Below are 16,926 nucleotides of genomic sequence, written 5' to 3'. Positions count from 1 at the left end.
CTGCTTCGGGCAGTCAGGGCGTCGCCTCGAAGAACGCGCACCGCAGCGCGTCCCGAGGCGGTGCCCGGCGTGGTGAGCTGCCGGCCGTGCCGTCGTGCTGCTGCCGCTGGAAGCAGCGGCCGGCCGGCATGGTCGGCATACTTCCCGGTGGACCTTCGCTAACGTGTGTTGTTCGACTTCACGGGGGGAGGACGCATGGGGCTGACCGGAACGTCCGAGGCCTGCCGGGACGCGGTGATGGTGCTGCCCGGCATCATGGGCAGCGAGTTGGCGGACGCCGAGTCGGGCCGTGTGTTGTGGGGCCTGGGAGACGCGCGGTGGTACGCCCGCGCGTGGACGACGGGGACGTCGCTGGCCGGCCTGCGCGTCACCGACGAGGAGCGGCAGGGGCGAACGGGCCGCATCGTGGCGACACGCCTTCTGCGGTTCCCCGCCTTCGCGCCCCTGCTGCGCGGCTTCGAGCCCTATACGCCGCTGGTCGCCGGGATCCGGCGGGTGACGGCGCACGCGGATGCCGTGGCGGAGTTCCCCTACGACTGGCGCCTGCCGGTCGAACACAATGCGAAGCGGCTCGCGGTCGCGGCCGAGAGGCACCTCAACGCCTGGCGTGCGCATCCCGGCGGCAGCCGGCAGGCGCGGCTGGTGCTGGTCGCGCACTCCATGGGGGGACTCGTCGCGCGGTACTTCACGCATGTGCTCGGCGGGGCGGCGGAGGTGCGCACCGTGATCACGCTCGGTACGCCGTACCACGGGTCGGCCAAGGCCGTTCAGATCCTCAGCACCGGGCGCGGAGCGCCCCTACCGCTGCCGCGCCGGCGGCTGCGCGACCTGGCGACGACGCTGCCGGGTCTGTACGACCTGCTCCCCAGCTACCGTTGTGTGGACGAGGGCGCGTCCGCGCGCCGGCTGGCCGCGGGCGACATCTCCGGTATCGGCGCGGACAGCGAACTCGCCGTGTCCGCCCTCGCCGCCCGCGAACGTCTCCTGGGGGCGACGGCCGGCCCGTACACCAGACCCCTCGTCGGCGTCGAGCAGCGCACGGCACAGTCCCTCGTCTTCCGTGACGGCACCGCCGAGGGCCGGGAGTACGTGTGCGAGGACGGCGACGACGGCACGCTGAACCGTGTCGACCGTCGCGGCGACGGCACCGTCTACCGGGATTCGGCCTGGCTCGGCGGCGCGGAACCGGTTCACCTTCCGCAGACCCACGGCGCGATATCCCAGACCACGGAGACGCTCGCACACGTACGCGCGATCCTGACGGAGCGCCGGCTCGGCCCGCCCCTCGGCGCCGCCGCCATCGCGCTCGAGGCGCCCGACGTGGTCGCCGCCGGGGAGCCTTTCGACGTCGCCGTCGGTCCGCAGAGCGACCCCGCGTCCGTATCCCTGCGCGTGACCGGCGCGCAGACACCCCAAGTGCTGAGCCGTCCCCGGCTCCTGCCGCGCGGCACCGGTCTGACCGCGCGGATCACCGTGCCCGCCCCGGGCCTGTACCGGCTCGAGGCCAAGGCCGGAGGTTTCTCCCCGGTCACCCAGCTCGTCCTTGCCGCCCGAGCGGAGGATCTGGCAGACAGATGACGGACACGACGGTGTTCAACGCGAAGTCCTCACACAACGACGGCCGGGACCGGGCCGGTTTCCCGGTCGTATGCCTCCCGATCGGCCGCTACCGCCACCACGCCCCCCTCGAGGCCGACGAGGCCGCCGCCCGTGTCGCGGAACTGCTCGCCGAACTGGGCGGCCGGGCCGAGCCCTGGCTGCTGCCGGACACCGCACGCAACAGGTCCGCGGTGGAGGAACGCCTCGAGCAGTGGGCCGGCCCGCCCGCGCCGAGGAGTTCCGTCCTGTACTGGGCCGGGCACGGCGAAGCAGCACCCGACGGCGCCTGGCTCGCCGTACACGAGACGCCCGGTTCGATGCGTACACGCGGCCTGCTGCCCGAATCCCTCGCCGCGTTCATCGACGCCGAGTGGGCGCGCCGGATCGCCGATCCGTACGCCTGGACGGTCGTGGTCATCGAGGCGTGCGGGGCGGAGCGGTTCGCCGATCTGGTCGCCGTGCGCCTGCTCAGCGGGGACAAGCCGCGGCGCCTGGCGATCGTCGGCGTCGGCGGCTACGGGGCCGGCCATCTGGGCGAGTTCGCCGACGCGCTCTCCGGGGCGCTCGCGTCGTACACCGACAACGACGAGACGATCCGCCTTGCCGACCTGATGCTGCGCCTGCACGACAGGATGCAGGTCGGCAGCATCCACGCCGACGCCTTCGACCTCCATCTGGCGCCCCCGCTGCCCCGGCCGCGTCTTCTGCCGTACGGCATCACCACCCCCCTGGACGTCTACGCCGAACTCCAGACCTTCCTCACCGGCCTCACCCCCGACGAACGCAGCCACTTCATTCCCAAGGCACAAGGCGCCGAACAGGGTGAACTGGCCTGGTACTTCGTCGGCCGCGACCGGGAACGGGCCGAAATCGCCCGCTGGCTGCGCGCCGAGCCGACCGGCATGCTCGTCGTCACCGGGCGCGCCGGCGCCGGAAAGTCCGCGCTGCTCGGCAACGTACTCGTCCACGCCCACCCCGGCCTGCGCAAACTGCTCGTCCAAAGCGGTCACTTGCGCGAACTGCCGGCCGACGAGCGCCCGCCGGACCGTGTCTTCGACGCCGTGATCCATCTGACCGGCGCTTCGATGAGCGAACTCGTCGGCCGGCTCGCACGGGCCGCGGATCTGGGAAAGCGGCCCGGGACCGGGTCCACTGCGCAGGACATCGAGTGGCTCCTGGACCGGCTGGGCAAGAGGGCGGAGCCGTTCACGCTTCTCGTCGACGCGCTCGACGAGGCCCAGGAGCCCCTCGACGTCGCCGGATCACTCCTGACCCGGCTCGCCGAGCTGCCGCGTGTGCGCGTGGTGGTCGGCACCCGCGCCTCGACCAGGGAAGGCCCCGACCAGCCGGAGACCGACGACCGCAACCTCCTCGACGCGTTGGGAGCGGCACACCTCGTCGTCGTGCCGCGCGACCCCGGCGCGCTCGGAGAGTATGTGCGACTGCGGCTCGGCCACGCCCTGCCCGGCGCCGACCCGGCAGCCGTCGACGCCGCCGCTCGCCGGATCCAGGCGTACGACCGGCATTTCCTGTACGCCCGGCTCGCCGTCCACGAGATCGTCGCCGACCCGGAACTCGTGACGCCCGAAGGCGCCGATGCGCTCGCCGAGCTGCTCCGGCGCGATCACCGCGCGCTGTTCGCCGCGGCGGTGGACCGCCTCGCCCGCCGATCCGCGGCCGCCGGACCGCTGCTGGAGGCACTCGCCCTCGCCCGCGGGCGCGGCCTGCCCCGGGCCGACCGCATCTGGGCCATCGCCGCGGGCGCGCTCTCCGACGGCGTTCCGGTCACCGACCTCGACATCGACCAGCTCCTCGAGGCCGCCGCCCCGTACGTCATGCTCGATTCCGAACACGAGCAGAGCGTCTACCGGCTCGCACACCGCACGTTCCAGGAACACTTCCTCACCCCGCCGCAAGGGCAGACGAGATGACACGGCCCCTCTCGGAACGACACCGCAGGATCGCCCAAGGCCTCATGGCCGCCGCGACAGAGACCCCCAACCCGTACATCGCGCACCATCTCGCCGGACACGTCGCCGAAGCCGGCGCCTGGCAGGAACTCGCCGACGCCCCGCACGTACTCGATCACCTGGACCCCCGGGCCGTCGCGGCGGAGGCGCTGCGCCTCGGCTACGGACGCACCGGCCTCCCGGACCCCGTCACCGCCACGCTCGTGGCCCGCGACCTGCTCGCGTCGGTGGCCCCCGAGGACCGGGAGACCGTGCGCGCCCTCACCACCGCACGCTTCGTCGGCGCCGCGCCCGCGGCCGGAACGCGGCGCGGCGACGCCACCTGGTCCGTGCGGTGGACCAGGCTGCGCCGCGACCTTCTCCCGGCGATCCTCACCGACCGTGCGAGCCCGGTGGAGGCGCTGCGCGCGTTCTCGCTGCCGGACGGGCGGCAGCTTCTCGCCGTCGGGACGCACGACGGAAGGGTGCGGCTGTGGGACTCGGAATCGGTGCTGGACGCCGCCATGCCTCCCGTCGAGGAACTGGCGTACGACCGTCCTGTGCACACCCTGGAGACCGTCGCGGGACCCGGCGGGGAGATTCTGCTGGCCGCCGGGACCGGCCGGACCGTCCACCTGTGGGACCCGGTCGCCCGGTCGACGGTCGGCGCGTCCGTACTCGACCCCGGTGCCGCACCCGGGGAACGCACATTCCGTGCCCCTGCCTGGAAGGCGGTGAGTCAGCCCGGCGGCCGCTCGCTCATCGCGGTCTGTGACACCCACAACGTCCGGTTGTGGGACCCGTTCACCGGTGAACCTGTCGGTCCGGAACTCATCGGGCCCGAGTCGCTCACGGTGGCCCAGGCGATCACCGACGGTGCGGAGAGCCTCGACGGGGTCCTGGCGCCGGTGACCCTGCCCGACGGGCGGGCGCTGCTCGTCGCCGGAGGCACGTCCCGGGTCCTGGATTCGATCGACGGCTCCACCGATTTCATGTACGGCCGCCTCTGGGCGTGGGACATCGCCACCGGCGAGCTGGTGTGGAAACTCCTCACCGGGTACAGCGGCACGCTCACGGCCCTGACCACGGTGCAACTGCGCGACGGACGCCAGGCCCTGGCCACCGCGGGCGGCGGCGGTGTGGTGCGGCTCTTCGACCCGGAGGGCCCCACACAGGTCGGCGAGTGGCTGCACGGCAACGGCGCCGACGTGGTGGGGGCGTCCACCGTGCGCCTCAGGCACAACCGCACCGCACTGGTCACGGTCGGCGGCGACCGCACGGTGCGGGCCTGGGACCCCACGACCGGCACGCCCGTCGGGGCGCCGATGTCCGCCCACAACAGCGGCGTGCGCGCACTCACCAGCCTCCACATCGCCGACGGGCGGGCCTTCGTGGCGGGCGGCGGCGAGGACGGCACCGTCCAGCTCTGGGATCCCGAGTCAGCCGGCCACATCGAGGACCCGCTGGCCGGTCCCGTGGACCAGCTGGTCTCGATGCCTGTCCGGCCGGGCGCCATCCGGCAGAGCAGGCCGCTCCTCGCGTCCGTCGACAGCGACAACACCCTCCAACTGTGGGAGGCCTCCAGCGGACTGCCCATGGCTCAGCCCCTCGAGGACTCCGCCGGCCGGCCGGTCGCCGTGCCGATGCCGGACGGGCCGACGCTGCTCGCGCTGGGAGACGGGAAGCGTCCCATCCGGTTGTGGGATCCCGAATCCCACCGGGTCGTACGCACCATGCGGAGCCGCAATCCGTTCCGGAGGATGCATCTGATCGCCTATCCGACGGTCGTGGCCACGGTGCCGTGGCGCGACGGGCGCAGGCGTACCGCGGCGGTCGTCAGGGACGGCTCGAGTCTCTGGCTGTGGGATCCGGCTTCGGGACGGAGCCTGGGCACATCGGGATTCGGCATGGGCGCCCACCCGCTGGATGCCGGAGCGCTGAGCCTCCCGGACGGACGGACGGTGCTGTTCGGCAGCTCCGAAGAAGGCATCAGGCTCTGGGACCCCACGACCGGCGCCCGCATCCTCGACTGGCGCCGCAAACTCGACCACCGCACCACTGTCACACCGGTGACCTGGCCCGGCGCTCACCCGCTGCTGGCCGTAACGGGCGATGAGATCACCTGTCTGGTGGACCCGTCCCCCGAGGACACCACCCTCAAGAGCCGGGTGCGCGCCAGGCTGGCCGTGGGTTCACAGCCCGCCGCAGAACCGTCCGACCTCTCCCTGTCCTCCGGCAGGCATCGGCTCGCCGTCACCGGATGTCTCACGCGCGAAGGACGGCCGGTCGTGGCGACCGGCGGCCGGGACGGAGTGCTGCGCCTCTGGGAGCCGAGGACGGGCGGACTCGTGCACGCGCTCCCTGTCGGCGCTCCGATCAACGCCCTCCTGACCATGGATGGCTTGCTCGTCATCGGGACGCGGGACGGACTGATCGCCCTGGAGAGCTGAGGGGACGACCGCGGCGTCCGCGGCGGTCCGCCCGCGCCCACCCCGGCTCCGGTACGAGCCCGCCCAACTCCTCGAACGCCTTGACGCCGGCGAGGACCCGGGCGTCCACGTACCAGCTGCTGCGCGAACTTCTTGCCCTCCACCAGGTGCCATCACGCGCGGACGCCGGGCGGCTCGCGGCCCTCCAGGGCCTCACCACGCGGCGTCCGCTCGGTGGCGCGCCCTGATGCCGTACAGGACCGCGGTGACCGGGCACTCGACGACGCCTGGGGAGCAGCGTCTCGAGGCACCACCGCTGTGCACTTCGTTCCGCTTTCAGGAATCGGCGAGCATGCCGCGGCGGAGCTCGGACAGGATTCGGGAGAGGAGGCGGGAGATGTGCATCTGGGAAAGGCCGAGGACGTTGCCTATCTGAGCTTGGGTCATGTCCTGGCCGAAGCGCAGATCAATGATGCGGCGTTCCCGTGGATCGAGTTCGCCGAGGAGCGGAGCGAGCGAGCGAAGGTTGTCGATGACCGAAATGCGGGGGTCGGGCTCGCCCATGGTGTCGGCGAGAGCACGGGCGTTGGGAACCTCGTCCCCGGACGTCGGATGGACGTCCAGCGAGTCCGCACTGTAGGCATGGGCGGCGATGAGCCCCTCCCTGACCAGATCCGCGGTGATCTCCAGATGCCCGGCCAGTTCGCCGACCGTCGGATCCCTGCCGAGTGTGAGGCAGAGGCTTTCCTTCGCCCTGGCGAGATCGACACGCATTTCCTGCATGCGACGGGGGACGTGGACGGCCCAACTGGTGTCGCGGAAAGAGCGTTTGATTTCGCCGATGATGTAAGGTACGGCGAAGGAACTGAACTTGACCTCGCGAGAAAGGTCGAAGCGGTCGATGGCTTTGATCAGGCCGATCGTGCCGACCTGGACGATGTCCTCCATGTCGCCGGAGCCGCGGTTGCGGAAGCGCCTCGCCGCGAACCGGACCAGGGAGATGTTCATCTCTATGAGCGTGTTCCGGGCGTACTGGTGCTCGCGGGTGCCCTCGTCGAGGACCTGGAGCCGGTCGAAGAACACGTTCGACAGAGCCCGTGCGTCCCCGGGCACGACCTTCCTCGTATCCTCGATCCACGGCAGGCCGTTGTGGTGACCGGAGGATGGTGTCCCTTTTCCGTGCTGTACTGACGTACCTGCATCATGCATGGATGTCGTCACCTCTACGCCTTGCGAGTTGGGTGCGTGATGGCGGACGGGCCGTGCCGGCCTGCTCGAGGACTGCTGCTCAGGCTTTGTGGCGCGGTCGAAGACGAGGCCGGCGACAGGCGTCGGCACAGTGGTCTGCTGATTGGCGTGCGGGAGACCGGCGCGGCTCACCCGTGGCCTCGGTTGCTGCGGCGCCCGCCGCTCCGGGGGCCGCGCATCGCCATGGCGACGGCCCGGACGGCAGGCGTGACTCCGACGGCCGTCAGCGGGTGTTCACAGTGAAGCCCGGCTCGAACACCACCAGGGTCAGCAATAACAGAACACCAGAGCAGCAATACTGCCTCCACACGGTCACAGGGACATGTCCTGCGTTCCGCGGGGTCAGGGCGAAGCGAAAATGAAGGCTTGGTCCGGAGGTTCCGGAGCACCACAGCCTTGCGCCGTCGTGGTCAGTGAATGCCTGGTGGGAGCTTCTGTCAAGGTGCCGTCGGAGCCAGCCGGAAAAGTCCGGGAACGGCCCCGCTCGTGCGGGTGGAGTCCGCACGCTGATGCCGGATATGTCCGGAAAGGAGCCGGTCGATTCGCTTCACTGCCAGGGGATCGGGGCCGCGTCGAGGGCCGGCCGTCCTCCCGTCTCGTGAACGGGCTGCGGCATTAAGCGTTTTCACGGGGCCTGTACGCAACGTCCATGGAGAGCTATGCTGCTGAACGCGGCCCCGGCCCCCGGCAGCGATATTCTGCTCTGCTCCGGGAAGGCCCGCCGTGTTCGTTCATCTGCTTCCCCTCACCCCGGCATTGTTCGGCCCGGGCTTCCCCGGTTCGCTCTGGTGGGTGGCTGGGCCCGTCCTCGTCTTCGTCTTCGTGCGCCACGACGAGGCAGTCCGGAGGACCGGGGGAAGAGCGACACTTCCGAGTACCGCGAGTACCGGGGCTGCCGTGATCATCGAGCCCGGCGGGGCCGCCGCTGCAACCGGTCCCGCCGGGGCCGCCGGGAGCATGGCCCTCAGGCGTGAGGAGCCCCGGAACGCCCAACTCCGGGCCACACCGGCCAGTACGCCTGATGCCGTACATCATGCAGTCGGTGGAGAAGCCCCGCCGCCGCTCGTGGAGCCGTGGCACGGACGGCGGCTCTGCGGTCCTGGCTGGGCCTTCCCTGAAACGGACGCCGACCGGCGAAGAACAGCCGCCCGTCGCCGTTCTCCGGTTGCCGGTCCCGATCAGCCGCACGGTATACCCGGGGGTCCGCGGATTCCTGTGTGCGCCGACGCCGGAACAGGGCGCCGCGGGGTTGGTGGACGACTGTGGCCGGGGAACGGCTGCCGGGGGGCGGGCACGAGGCTATGCTGCCATGGACGTCCCAGACCCCGACGTGGCCCAAGGCTGTTGTCGTGATGCCTGCGGGGAGTGGACAGGACGTCTGGATCACCACAGGCCCACGTTCGAGGCGAAGCGATCGTTCACGGCCCTGCAACAGGGGCACCGTCCGTCGCTCATGCCTGACCTGTAAAGGAGTCCGACCACGCGGAATACGTGCCAGGCGTCGCCGACATCCCAGGCCCGCCCGGCTCTGCACCAGGTGGTCATAAGAACTGAGGCACCATGCCTGTTCTCACAAGCTTGAAATTCCACCGGCGCGACCGTGGAAGCCGTGCGACCATCACCCTGGCGGGTGAACTTGACCTGGAGACGGCACACTCGGTGCGGGGGGTGATCGACAACTGCCTGGGGGACGGAATTCGTACGGTCGACATCGACTTGACTCTCCTCACCTTCTGCGATGTCAGCGGTCTCAACGCCTTCCTGGCCGCGTCTCAGCGCACCACCACGGTCGGCGGGACACTGTGTCTGCGGCACCCGAGCCCGATGCTGACCCGCCTCCTGAATCTGACCGCCACCGGCTTCCTCCTCGACGACCGGCCCTTGGTATCCGCGTCGTGTGCCGACGTCGCGGACGACCTGGCCGACGGGCGTCCCACGTCGCCGGCCTCGTGACGGGGCCGGGAAGCATGGCCAACAGCCCGCTCCGCCCCGGCAGCCCGGGACAAGGTGGTGGTGGGTGATCAGTGACCGCATGGTCGGGGTTCTGCGTCTGCTGCAGTCCGACGACGGCACCGGCCAGGTCGCCGATGTCACCGCGGTCGGCGCCGCCGCGTTGGGCGTGGACGGCCTCGCGGTCTCCCTGGTCACCGAGGGCGACCTCACCGAGCTCCTGTGGTGCTCTGACGCCGCGACGCGCCGCTTCGAGGACCTTCAGCTCACCCTCGGAGAGGGTCCCGGGCTCGAGGCGGCCCGTACCGGCGCGATGGTGTGGGTACCCGACCTGGCCGGCGTCCGCCTTGCGCGCTGGCCCGCGCTGGTCATGGAGGCCCCCGCCCTGCCGGCCCGGGCGGTCTTCTGTTTCCCCATGGGGATCGGCGCGATCCGCACAGGTGTCCTGACCGCCGTACACCGCACCCCGGGCCCGCTGACGGCGCAGCAGGCAGACGACGCGCTGATCCTGGCCGACACGCTCACCGCCCGGTGCCTGGGCATCGGCGAGTCACGTGTGGCTGGTCCGGACCCGGCCGGCTCCCCGCCCACGCTGCAGCACGCCGTGATCCACCAGGCGACGGGCATGGTCAGCGTCCAGCTCTCCCTGCCCCTGTCCCAAGCCCTGCTCCGGCTGCGGGCACATGCCTACAGCAGTGGGCGTTCCATCACCGAGATCTCCCAGGACGTGGTGGACCGGCGGCTCCGCCTGGACCACAACGGCAACGGCACGCCCCCGACCGTCGTAGACAAGGACTGATCGACATGCCACGCGAACAACGGCTCACCGAGGTCTTCGTGGAGGTCGCAGACTCCCTGACGGACGACTTCGACCTCATCGACTTCCTCCAGCAGCTCTCGGGGCGCTGCATGGAACTGCTGGACGTGGCGGCGGTCGGCATCCTGCTGGCCGACCAGCACGAAGTCCTGCAGACCATCGCCGCCTCCGACGAACATACCCGGCTGCTGGAACTCTTCGCCCTGCAGCACGACCAAGGGCCCTGTGTGGACTGCTACAAGAGCGGTCGGGCACGCACCAATATCGATCTCACCGATCCGAAGACCACAGAGAGCTGGCCGCTGTTCGCCACCCATGCTCACGAGACCGGTTTCGTGGCCACCAACGCACTCCCGCTACGGCTGCGCGGCCGCGTCATTGGCGCACTCGCCCTGTTCCAGACCGACCCCGATCCCCTCAGTGAACAGGACATCACCCTTGCTCAGGCACTGGCCGACACTGCGACCATCGCCATCCTGCAACAGCGCACCCTGGACCACAGTCACATCGAGCGTGCCCAACTCCAGTACGCCCTCACCAGCCGCATCGTCCTGGAACAGGTGAAGGGCATCCTCGCGGAACGCTGGCACATCTCACTCGATGAGGCATTCACCGCCTTCCGCTCCTACGCCCGCGCCCACCACCGTCAGCTCGCACAGCTCGCCCGCGAGATCGCCGACGGCGACTTCGACACCAACCTGATCCCCCATCCGGCAACTCGCCACCCGAGCGGTGTCCCGGAACAGTGAGGCTGTTTGCCCGCCCCGCTCACCGGCTGCCGGCATTCCAGGGCCCCGAACCAGATCCTTACGCCTCGGTCGAGCGCTCTGGGGAACGCCCGTACGCGGGTGAACGCGTAAAGGGCGATCCTCACGCAATCAACGTCGTCACCGGCATTCCCCGCCGTCCCGAGGCGATGCCCGGAAATGATCGGCACCCACCTCGAAGAGGCGCCCGCTGTCATGCGCAAGGTTCGGGCCCGCGGCACCTCTGCCTGTCCTCTCCGTCCCCGCCCGAGCAGTGCTGGTCAGTGAGCCCCCGTGGCTGAGCACTTCAGCGGGCGGATGAACGGCCGGGGTGACGGGGCTGAGCGCCGGCAATTTCTACAGACCATCCAGTCGCCCGGTCACGGTGTCGAGTGTCGGCCAAGGAGGACCCTCGCGCGGCAGGCGCAGCTATTCCTCCCCGAATCGCCTCCCATTCGGAAACTGGTCGCCAAGCTCCCAACGCCACGCGGCGACCATCGCGATGACGAGCTGCCGGCACACGTCCAGCAGCCCTTGGTCAACGCTCGGGTAGTGCTCGCAGACCGCCTCGGGGACATGGGCGAGATCGAACTCGACGGGCCCACGGCAGCACGTCTCGAGGTCGATGAACAACGGGCCGTTCTTCGTGCTGAGCACATTGCCCGGATGCGGCTCACCGTGGAGCAGCTGCTCCACGGCGCCGCGGTCGTCGATCGCTCGTCGCAGGCTTGCCAGCCTGCCGCTGAGGAACACGCGGTCCGCGTCGGCGAGCTCCGGCGAGCGATCCGGGTCGGCGACAACTCCTTCCGCCTCCGTGATCCGGTCCGTGAAACTCGGGCCCGGCACTTCGACCCCGCGCATGCCAGCGTGCAACTGCTCCAGCGCCTTGGCGTAGTCGACTGGTGAGATGTGAGGTGTCACGGGCTCGTAGTAGATCCACAGTGTCACTGCGAAGCCATCGCGGGTGTACACACGCGGGTCCGCCCGGGGCTCCAAGGGACACACCGGGCAACCGGCCCCGGCGAGCCGCTGAGCGAGCTCGACTTCGAACTGTGCAACCTCTTGTCCCACAGGAGCGACCCGGGCAAGGACGTCGCACGGCGTCAGCCGCAGTGCCAGCTTGTTCGAGTTGTGAAGAACGATGGCGTCGTCGGTCGGCAGGTCGAGCGATGCGGCGATGGAAGTCGCAGCCGCGATCGCACGCGTGACATCGGTCATCTCCATCCTCGAATCCTGGCATGGATGAGCGAGGGCGATGCCAACCAGCGTGGCCGGGTGCCGACCACCGGGACTCGGCACCATCACACGTCCGCCAACCAAACCGCTCCGTCCCGCCCCGCCCACAACAGCGCTTATCCGCCAGCTGAAGGCGCTCGGTCACGGCCCCGCACACCGCGCGAGGGGCAGGGTGTCGCGCTCGGCCCCGGCGGGCCCTGGTCCACCGGTGTGCCGCCGATGCGTTCGCGTATGCCTTCGGGCAGCGGGTACAGGATCTCCCGTGGAAGTCCGGCCGCTGCCTCGTCGATGCGACCGGCCGTGACGTCGCGGTTGACCGCCCGGGCGGTTCCGGTGACATCCGAGATCCGGACGATCCAACTCTCGACATACCGTTCCACGGCCTCACCCGACAGACCGATCTGAATGGCGCGGTACGGCAGGGGTTGCAGCGTGACCGAACGTTCGGGATCCCACTGGACCCTCACGGGACTGGCCCTCAGCTGCTCCTTCCAGGTCCGCTCGTCGGCGTGGACCTTCGGCGCGTAGTGGCTGAGAGTCGCATGAGCGAGTGCCCACTCGAACCCCTCCCTCGTCATTTCTACGGCGAGGACCCGCTCCTGCCCCGGCTTGGTGGCCCAACCGGAGCGGTGCATCATCCACAGGAACGACGGCTTGATCCACGTCATCCGTTCACGTTTGAAAGGGGCCACGAACGTGCCGGCGGCGAGCGCGGCCTCGGCTATTGCCGGCGCGTACGCCTGGTACACCGTGATGGTCTCCTTTGTGAAACGCGCTCTCACCTGCCGGTCCGCCACGGGCAGCGGAGCGTCCGCGGGCCTTTCACGGGACGTCATGCCGGCGTTTCCTCCGCCCAGGCGCCGGAACGCCGCACGACGGGCCCTTCGACGCACAGGGCACCGGCCGTGTACGCCGCCCAGCGCAACTCCTGGCATCCGAAGAAGGACTCGCCCCAACTGTCGACCCAGATGTGCACGCGGGAAGGCCCGGCTCGTGTGACGTCCCACCACTGCCACCCCCTGGAGTCGTCATCGGGGTCGAACCGGTAGAGCCAGTCCTGGAGCGACCACGGTCGGCTCCCCGTACGGGACTCGTACGCGCCGCGCCCGTTCCCCGCGAAGTCCGGGGCTCCTTCTCCGCCCGGTGCGCAGACCGCGGCGAACCAGTCCGGTACGCCCTCGGTGGGGAGTTCCTCCTCCTCGAAGTCGGCGGCGGCCCCCAGGCTCACCGCGGCCGACAGGACCGAGCGAAGACGCTCGGCGTACCGGGCCGGAGCACCGGAGAGGTCAACTGTGAACTCGCTGAGGACGGGCGGAGCCGATTCGGCGGCCGGGCGGCCCCGAAGACGCTCCGCCTCCGCCTCCAGACTTTCCTTGCTGTGCATCATCGGGTGGGAATCATCCTTCTTGAACGACGCGTCCGGAGCCGGGGACAATGGAATTCCTGAGCTGATCGATGAGTTTGTTCGGAATTCCGTAGAGATCCGATCCCTTGGTGGGATCGGAGATCTCGGGGTACTCCTTGAGGAGTTGCTTCCACTCCTGCCGGGTGAACGCGGAGCCGTCCGGGACCGCATCGACCTTGTTCTGGGGCAGGGCGTCGGCTCTGACGGCATCGCGGTACGCCCGGGGGACGTCGAAGGCGACGATCTGTCCGCCGTCACCGCGGTACTCGGTGGTGTGCCTGATGTCTCCGCTCATGTTCAGGTAGAGCTTTCCGTTCCCCGTGATCGTCACCTGGCCCCCGTCTCCGATGTGTATCCGCTGACTCAGCGGGTGATCGGTCTGCTTACGGTAGACGGTCACGACGTCCCCGTTCCCGCAGTCGGGTGCGAGGCCGAGGGGGTCGGTCCAGGTGTGGGGGTTGTGAACGTAGGTGACGGGGTTGGGGGCGGAGGCCAGACCAAGGGGGTCGGGGGTGGTGTAGCGGCCGGTTTCGGGGTCGTAGTGGCGGAAGTAGTTGTAGTGGAGGCCGGTTTCCGCGTCGGCGTACTGGCCGGGGAAGCGCAGCGGCGTGTACGCCGTGGCGTCGCGGTTCCAGGTGGTGGTGCCCCACAGGGTGGTGCGGGTGTGCCAGGCGATCTCGCCGGCCTCGTCGACGAGTTCGGTCGGGGTGCCGGCCAGGTCGGTGACGATGGCGAAAAACCGGCGGTCGGTCTCGGCCTGGTCGGCGGGGAGGGCGGGGTCGAGGTGCCGTTCGGTCTGGGCCAGGGGGCGGTGGCCGTCGTGGTCCCAGGTCAGGACGGTGTGGGTGGCGGTGTTGCTCTCCTCGGCCAGGCGGGTGCCGTCCCAGGTGAACAAGGTCTCCTCGGCGGTCTCGCCGTCGGCGGTCATGCGCTGCTTGGCGGTGCGGCGGCCCAGCGGGTCGTAGCGGTAGCGCCAGACGGTGCCGTCGGGGGTGGTGCAGGAGACCAGGCGGTCCTCGGCGTCCCACTCGTAGCGCCAGGTCTCGGGCTTGCGGGACAGGCGGGTCTTCTGGCGCAGGACGGTGCGGCCGGCCGCGTCGTAGGTGTAGCGGACGTGGCCGGCCCTGGTCAGGCGGGTGCCGTCGTAGGCGCGCTCGCCGCGGACCTCGGAGTGCGGGGCGGCGTCGGGCCAGTGGGCGGATGTCTGGTTGCCGGCGGCGTCGTAGGCGTAGGTCTCGGACCAGTCCTCGGCGGTCACGGTCAGGGGTCGGCCGACCGGGTCCAGGCCGAAGTGGCGGGTGGTGCCGGTGAGGTGATCGGTGAGGGATGTGAGGTGGCTGTCGGGGCGGTAGGCGTAGCCGCGGGAGCGCAGGGGGCGGCCCTGCGCGGCCAGGGTCTGCTCGGTGGGGCGGCCGAGGGCGTCGAAGACGGTGGCCAGGGTGACGGGCCGGCCCGCGGCGCCGAAGGAGCGTTCCAGCTCGCGGCCCAGGGCGTCGTGGGCGAAGGCGAGGGTGTGGCCGGAGGCGGTCAGGGCGGTGCGGTTGCCCGCCGCGTCGTAGGCCAGTTCGGTGACCGCACCGGTCGGGGTGGTGCGGGAGGTGCGGCGGCCCACGGCGTCGTAGGTGTAGCGGGTGGTGCGGCCGTCGACCGTCTCGGCCAGGACGCGGCCGAGGATGTCGCGCTCCACGGTGAGGCTGGAGGTGGGCGAGGCGGCGCCTGCGGGGCGTCCCGCGGCGTCGTAGAGGTACTCGGTGCGGACGCCGTCGGCGTCCTTGGCCACCAGGCGGCCGAGGCCGTCGTGTTCGTAGCGGATGCGGTGGCCGAGCGGAGTGGTGCGGGCCGTCAGGCGCCCGGCCGCATCGTGGGCGTAGGTGACGGTGCGGCCGTCGAAGTCGGTCTCGGATATCAGCCGGCCGACCTGGTCGTAGGCGTAGTCCCAGGTCAGCCCTTGGGGGTTGGTGACCTGGGTGAGGCGCAGTCCGGTGTCGTGGGCGAACTCGTAGCGCGCCCCGTCCGGGCCGGTGCGGGCGGCGAGCCGGTCGAAGTGGCTGTGCTCGAAACGGGTGGTGCCGCCGTTCGGGTCGGTGTGGGAGGTGCAGTTGCCCTCGCCGTCCCAGGTCCACGACTCGGTGGTGCCGTCCGGGGCGGTGCGGCGGGCCGGTTTCCCCTCGACCGTCCACTCCAGACGGGTGACCGCGCCGAGAGGATCGGTGACGGTGACGGGGCGGCCGAACGCGTCGCGGGTGACGGTGGTGGTGTGACCGGCCGCGTCGGTGACCGTCAGCGGCAGGCCGGCCGCGTCGCAGGTGATGCGGGTGGTGCGCCCCAGCGCGTCGGTTACGGCGGCGGGGTGCCCGGCGGCGTCGTAGGTGAAACGAGTGGTGGCGCCGGCCGGGTCGGTGACGGAGGTGCGGTTGCCGCGTCCGTCGTAGCTCTGGCGCCACACCGTGCCGTCGGGCCCGGTGACGATCAGCGGCAAACCCCGCTCGTCGTACTCGGTCCGGGACTCCCGGCCGTCCGGGTACGTCACCCGCACCGGCCGGCCGGCCCGGTCGTAGTCGAGGCGGGTGGTGGCGCCCCCGGCGTCGGTGACCGACCGCAGCCGGTCGTGGCGGTCCCACGTCCTGCTGGTGGCCGCGCCCGACGGATCGATCTCGGCCGTCAGCTGGCGCGCACTGTTGTAGTGGTAGCGGCGCCGGTGGCCGAGGGCATCGGTGTAGACCGTGGTGCGGCCGTCCGGGGCGTAGTCGAAGGCGGCCGACAGCGTGCCGTCCGGGCCGGTGGCGCGCACGCAGCGGTTCTGGTCGTCGTACTCGTACCGGTACCAGCAGCCGTTCCGGTCGGTCCAGCCGGTGATCCGGCCCGCCTCGTCGTAGGACCAGCGCAGCGGCAGGCCGGAAGAGTTGACGACCTCGGCGAGGTTTCCGGCGGCGTCGTAGCGGAACCGGACCAGGACCTGGTCGCCGTCGGGGCCGCCGCCGGCCAGGCTCAGGGCCGTCACCCGGCCGCCGCCGGTCGCGACCCGGACCAGGTGGCCGCCGCTGTGGCGCACCGCGCGGGGCGCGCCGTCGGCGGCGTACTCGAACGTGATCCGGTCACCGCGCCGGTCGCTGAGGGCGGTCAGCGGCAGTACCGTGCTGCCGCCCGCGCCCACCCGGCCGGCGGCCGGCGCGAACTCCATGGTCTCACCGGTCTCCGGCATCTCGACCCGCACGGCCCCGTCGTGCCCGCCGTCCCAGGTCAGCGGCCAGCGGGCGCCCTCGTACGGCAGGACGGGCCGGCCGGGCCGCGGCACCGGGTAGACCAGCAGGCGGCCGTCGTCGAGGGTGAGCACGGCGCCCTGCTCGTCGAGTTCGAGCCGCTGGTCGAGGGTGGCTGCCCAGCCCGGGCCGAACCAGGTGCCGGCCCGGTAGCCGGACAGGTGGGAGCGGCGCAGCGTCAGCGGGAGCGCGCCGGGCAGTTCGACGTCGGTCTGGACGACCGTCATCTCGCCGGTGACCGGATCGACCGGGTCGCCGACCCGCGGATTGCCGCTGCGGTCCTGGGC

The 16,926-nt window shown here is 70.9% G+C and carries 12 protein-coding genes; 6 read left to right on the top strand and 6 right to left on the bottom strand.

Annotated features, from left to right (window positions below):
- Nucleotides 1–13: 13 nt before the first annotated feature.
- Complete coding sequence (locus tag GCU69_RS34430; RefSeq protein ID WP_257155950.1) at nt 14–139, bottom strand: hypothetical protein; 126 nt, start codon at nt 137–139, stop codon at nt 14–16.
- 56 nt (nt 140–195) lie between these two features.
- Between GCU69_RS34430 and GCU69_RS24000 the strand changes: the two genes are divergently transcribed.
- Genes GCU69_RS24000 through GCU69_RS23990 form a run of 3 tightly spaced genes read left to right on the top strand, consistent with a single transcriptional unit; the run spans nt 196 to nt 5,998 of the window.
- Nucleotides 196–1,578, top strand: a complete 1,383-nt coding sequence (locus tag GCU69_RS24000) for an esterase/lipase family protein (protein ID WP_235978669.1) — start codon at nt 196–198, stop codon at nt 1,576–1,578.
- Complete coding sequence (locus GCU69_RS23995) at nt 1,575–3,530, top strand: ATP-binding protein (RefSeq protein ID WP_156207147.1); 1,956 nt, start codon at nt 1,575–1,577, stop codon at nt 3,528–3,530. The genes GCU69_RS24000 and GCU69_RS23995 overlap by 4 nt, the downstream gene beginning before the upstream one ends.
- Before the next feature lie 44 nt (nt 3,531–3,574).
- Nucleotides 3,575–5,998 carry a WD40 repeat domain-containing protein gene (locus GCU69_RS23990; RefSeq protein WP_156207146.1) on the top strand — a complete coding sequence of 808 codons (2,424 nt, stop codon included), beginning with the start codon at nt 3,575–3,577 and terminating at the stop codon, nt 5,996–5,998.
- Nucleotides 5,999–6,313: 315 nt separating this feature from the next.
- Here the strand turns inward: GCU69_RS23990 and GCU69_RS23985 are convergent, their stop codons facing one another.
- The gene (locus tag GCU69_RS23985) at nt 6,314–7,186 is read right to left on the bottom strand and encodes a SigB/SigF/SigG family RNA polymerase sigma factor (RefSeq protein ID WP_156207164.1); all 873 of its coding nucleotides are present in this window, start codon (nt 7,184–7,186) and stop codon (nt 6,314–6,316) included.
- 1,599 nt (nt 7,187–8,785) lie between these two features.
- Between GCU69_RS23985 and GCU69_RS23980 the strand changes: the two genes are divergently transcribed.
- The 3 genes from GCU69_RS23980 (at nt 8,786) to GCU69_RS23970 (ending at nt 10,741) form a co-directional block, all read left to right on the top strand.
- The gene (locus GCU69_RS23980; protein WP_156207145.1) at nt 8,786–9,178 is read left to right on the top strand and encodes an STAS domain-containing protein; all 393 of its coding nucleotides are present in this window, start codon (nt 8,786–8,788) and stop codon (nt 9,176–9,178) included.
- A 64-nt stretch (nt 9,179–9,242) separates the two neighbouring features.
- Nucleotides 9,243–9,974, top strand: a complete 732-nt coding sequence (locus tag GCU69_RS23975) for an ANTAR domain-containing protein (protein WP_156207144.1) — start codon at nt 9,243–9,245, stop codon at nt 9,972–9,974.
- A gap of 5 nt (nt 9,975–9,979) precedes the next feature.
- Nucleotides 9,980–10,741 carry a GAF and ANTAR domain-containing protein gene (locus GCU69_RS23970; protein ID WP_156207143.1) on the top strand — a complete coding sequence of 254 codons (762 nt, stop codon included), beginning with the start codon at nt 9,980–9,982 and terminating at the stop codon, nt 10,739–10,741.
- 426 nt (nt 10,742–11,167) lie between these two features.
- Here GCU69_RS23970 and GCU69_RS23965 read toward each other — a convergent pair whose 3' ends face one another.
- The 4 genes from GCU69_RS23965 to GCU69_RS34425 form a co-directional block, all read right to left on the bottom strand.
- Nucleotides 11,168–11,962 carry a phosphotransferase family protein gene (locus GCU69_RS23965; RefSeq protein ID WP_176604640.1) on the bottom strand — a complete coding sequence of 265 codons (795 nt, stop codon included), beginning with the start codon at nt 11,960–11,962 and terminating at the stop codon, nt 11,168–11,170.
- 128 nt (nt 11,963–12,090) lie between these two features.
- A complete protein-coding gene (locus GCU69_RS23960; RefSeq protein WP_156207142.1) occupies nt 12,091–12,810 on the bottom strand; it encodes a DUF4291 domain-containing protein in 720 nt (239 codons plus the stop codon).
- Nucleotides 12,807–13,361 (bottom strand): hypothetical protein, encoded by a 555-nt coding sequence (locus GCU69_RS23955; protein WP_156207141.1) that lies wholly within the window; start codon nt 13,359–13,361, stop codon nt 12,807–12,809. Before GCU69_RS23955 ends, GCU69_RS23960 begins: the two co-directional genes overlap by 4 nt.
- A gap of 10 nt (nt 13,362–13,371) precedes the next feature.
- The coding region (locus GCU69_RS34425; protein WP_156207140.1) for an RHS repeat-associated core domain-containing protein at nt 13,372–16,926 on the bottom strand (3,555 nt) is incomplete at its 5' end.

This window comes from Streptomyces lycii, from assembly GCF_009735685.1.
In the GTDB taxonomy this organism is placed as follows: Bacteria; Actinomycetota; Actinomycetes; order Streptomycetales; family Streptomycetaceae; genus Streptomyces; species Streptomyces lycii.
This window is presented reverse-complemented; position numbering and strand designations above follow the sequence as displayed.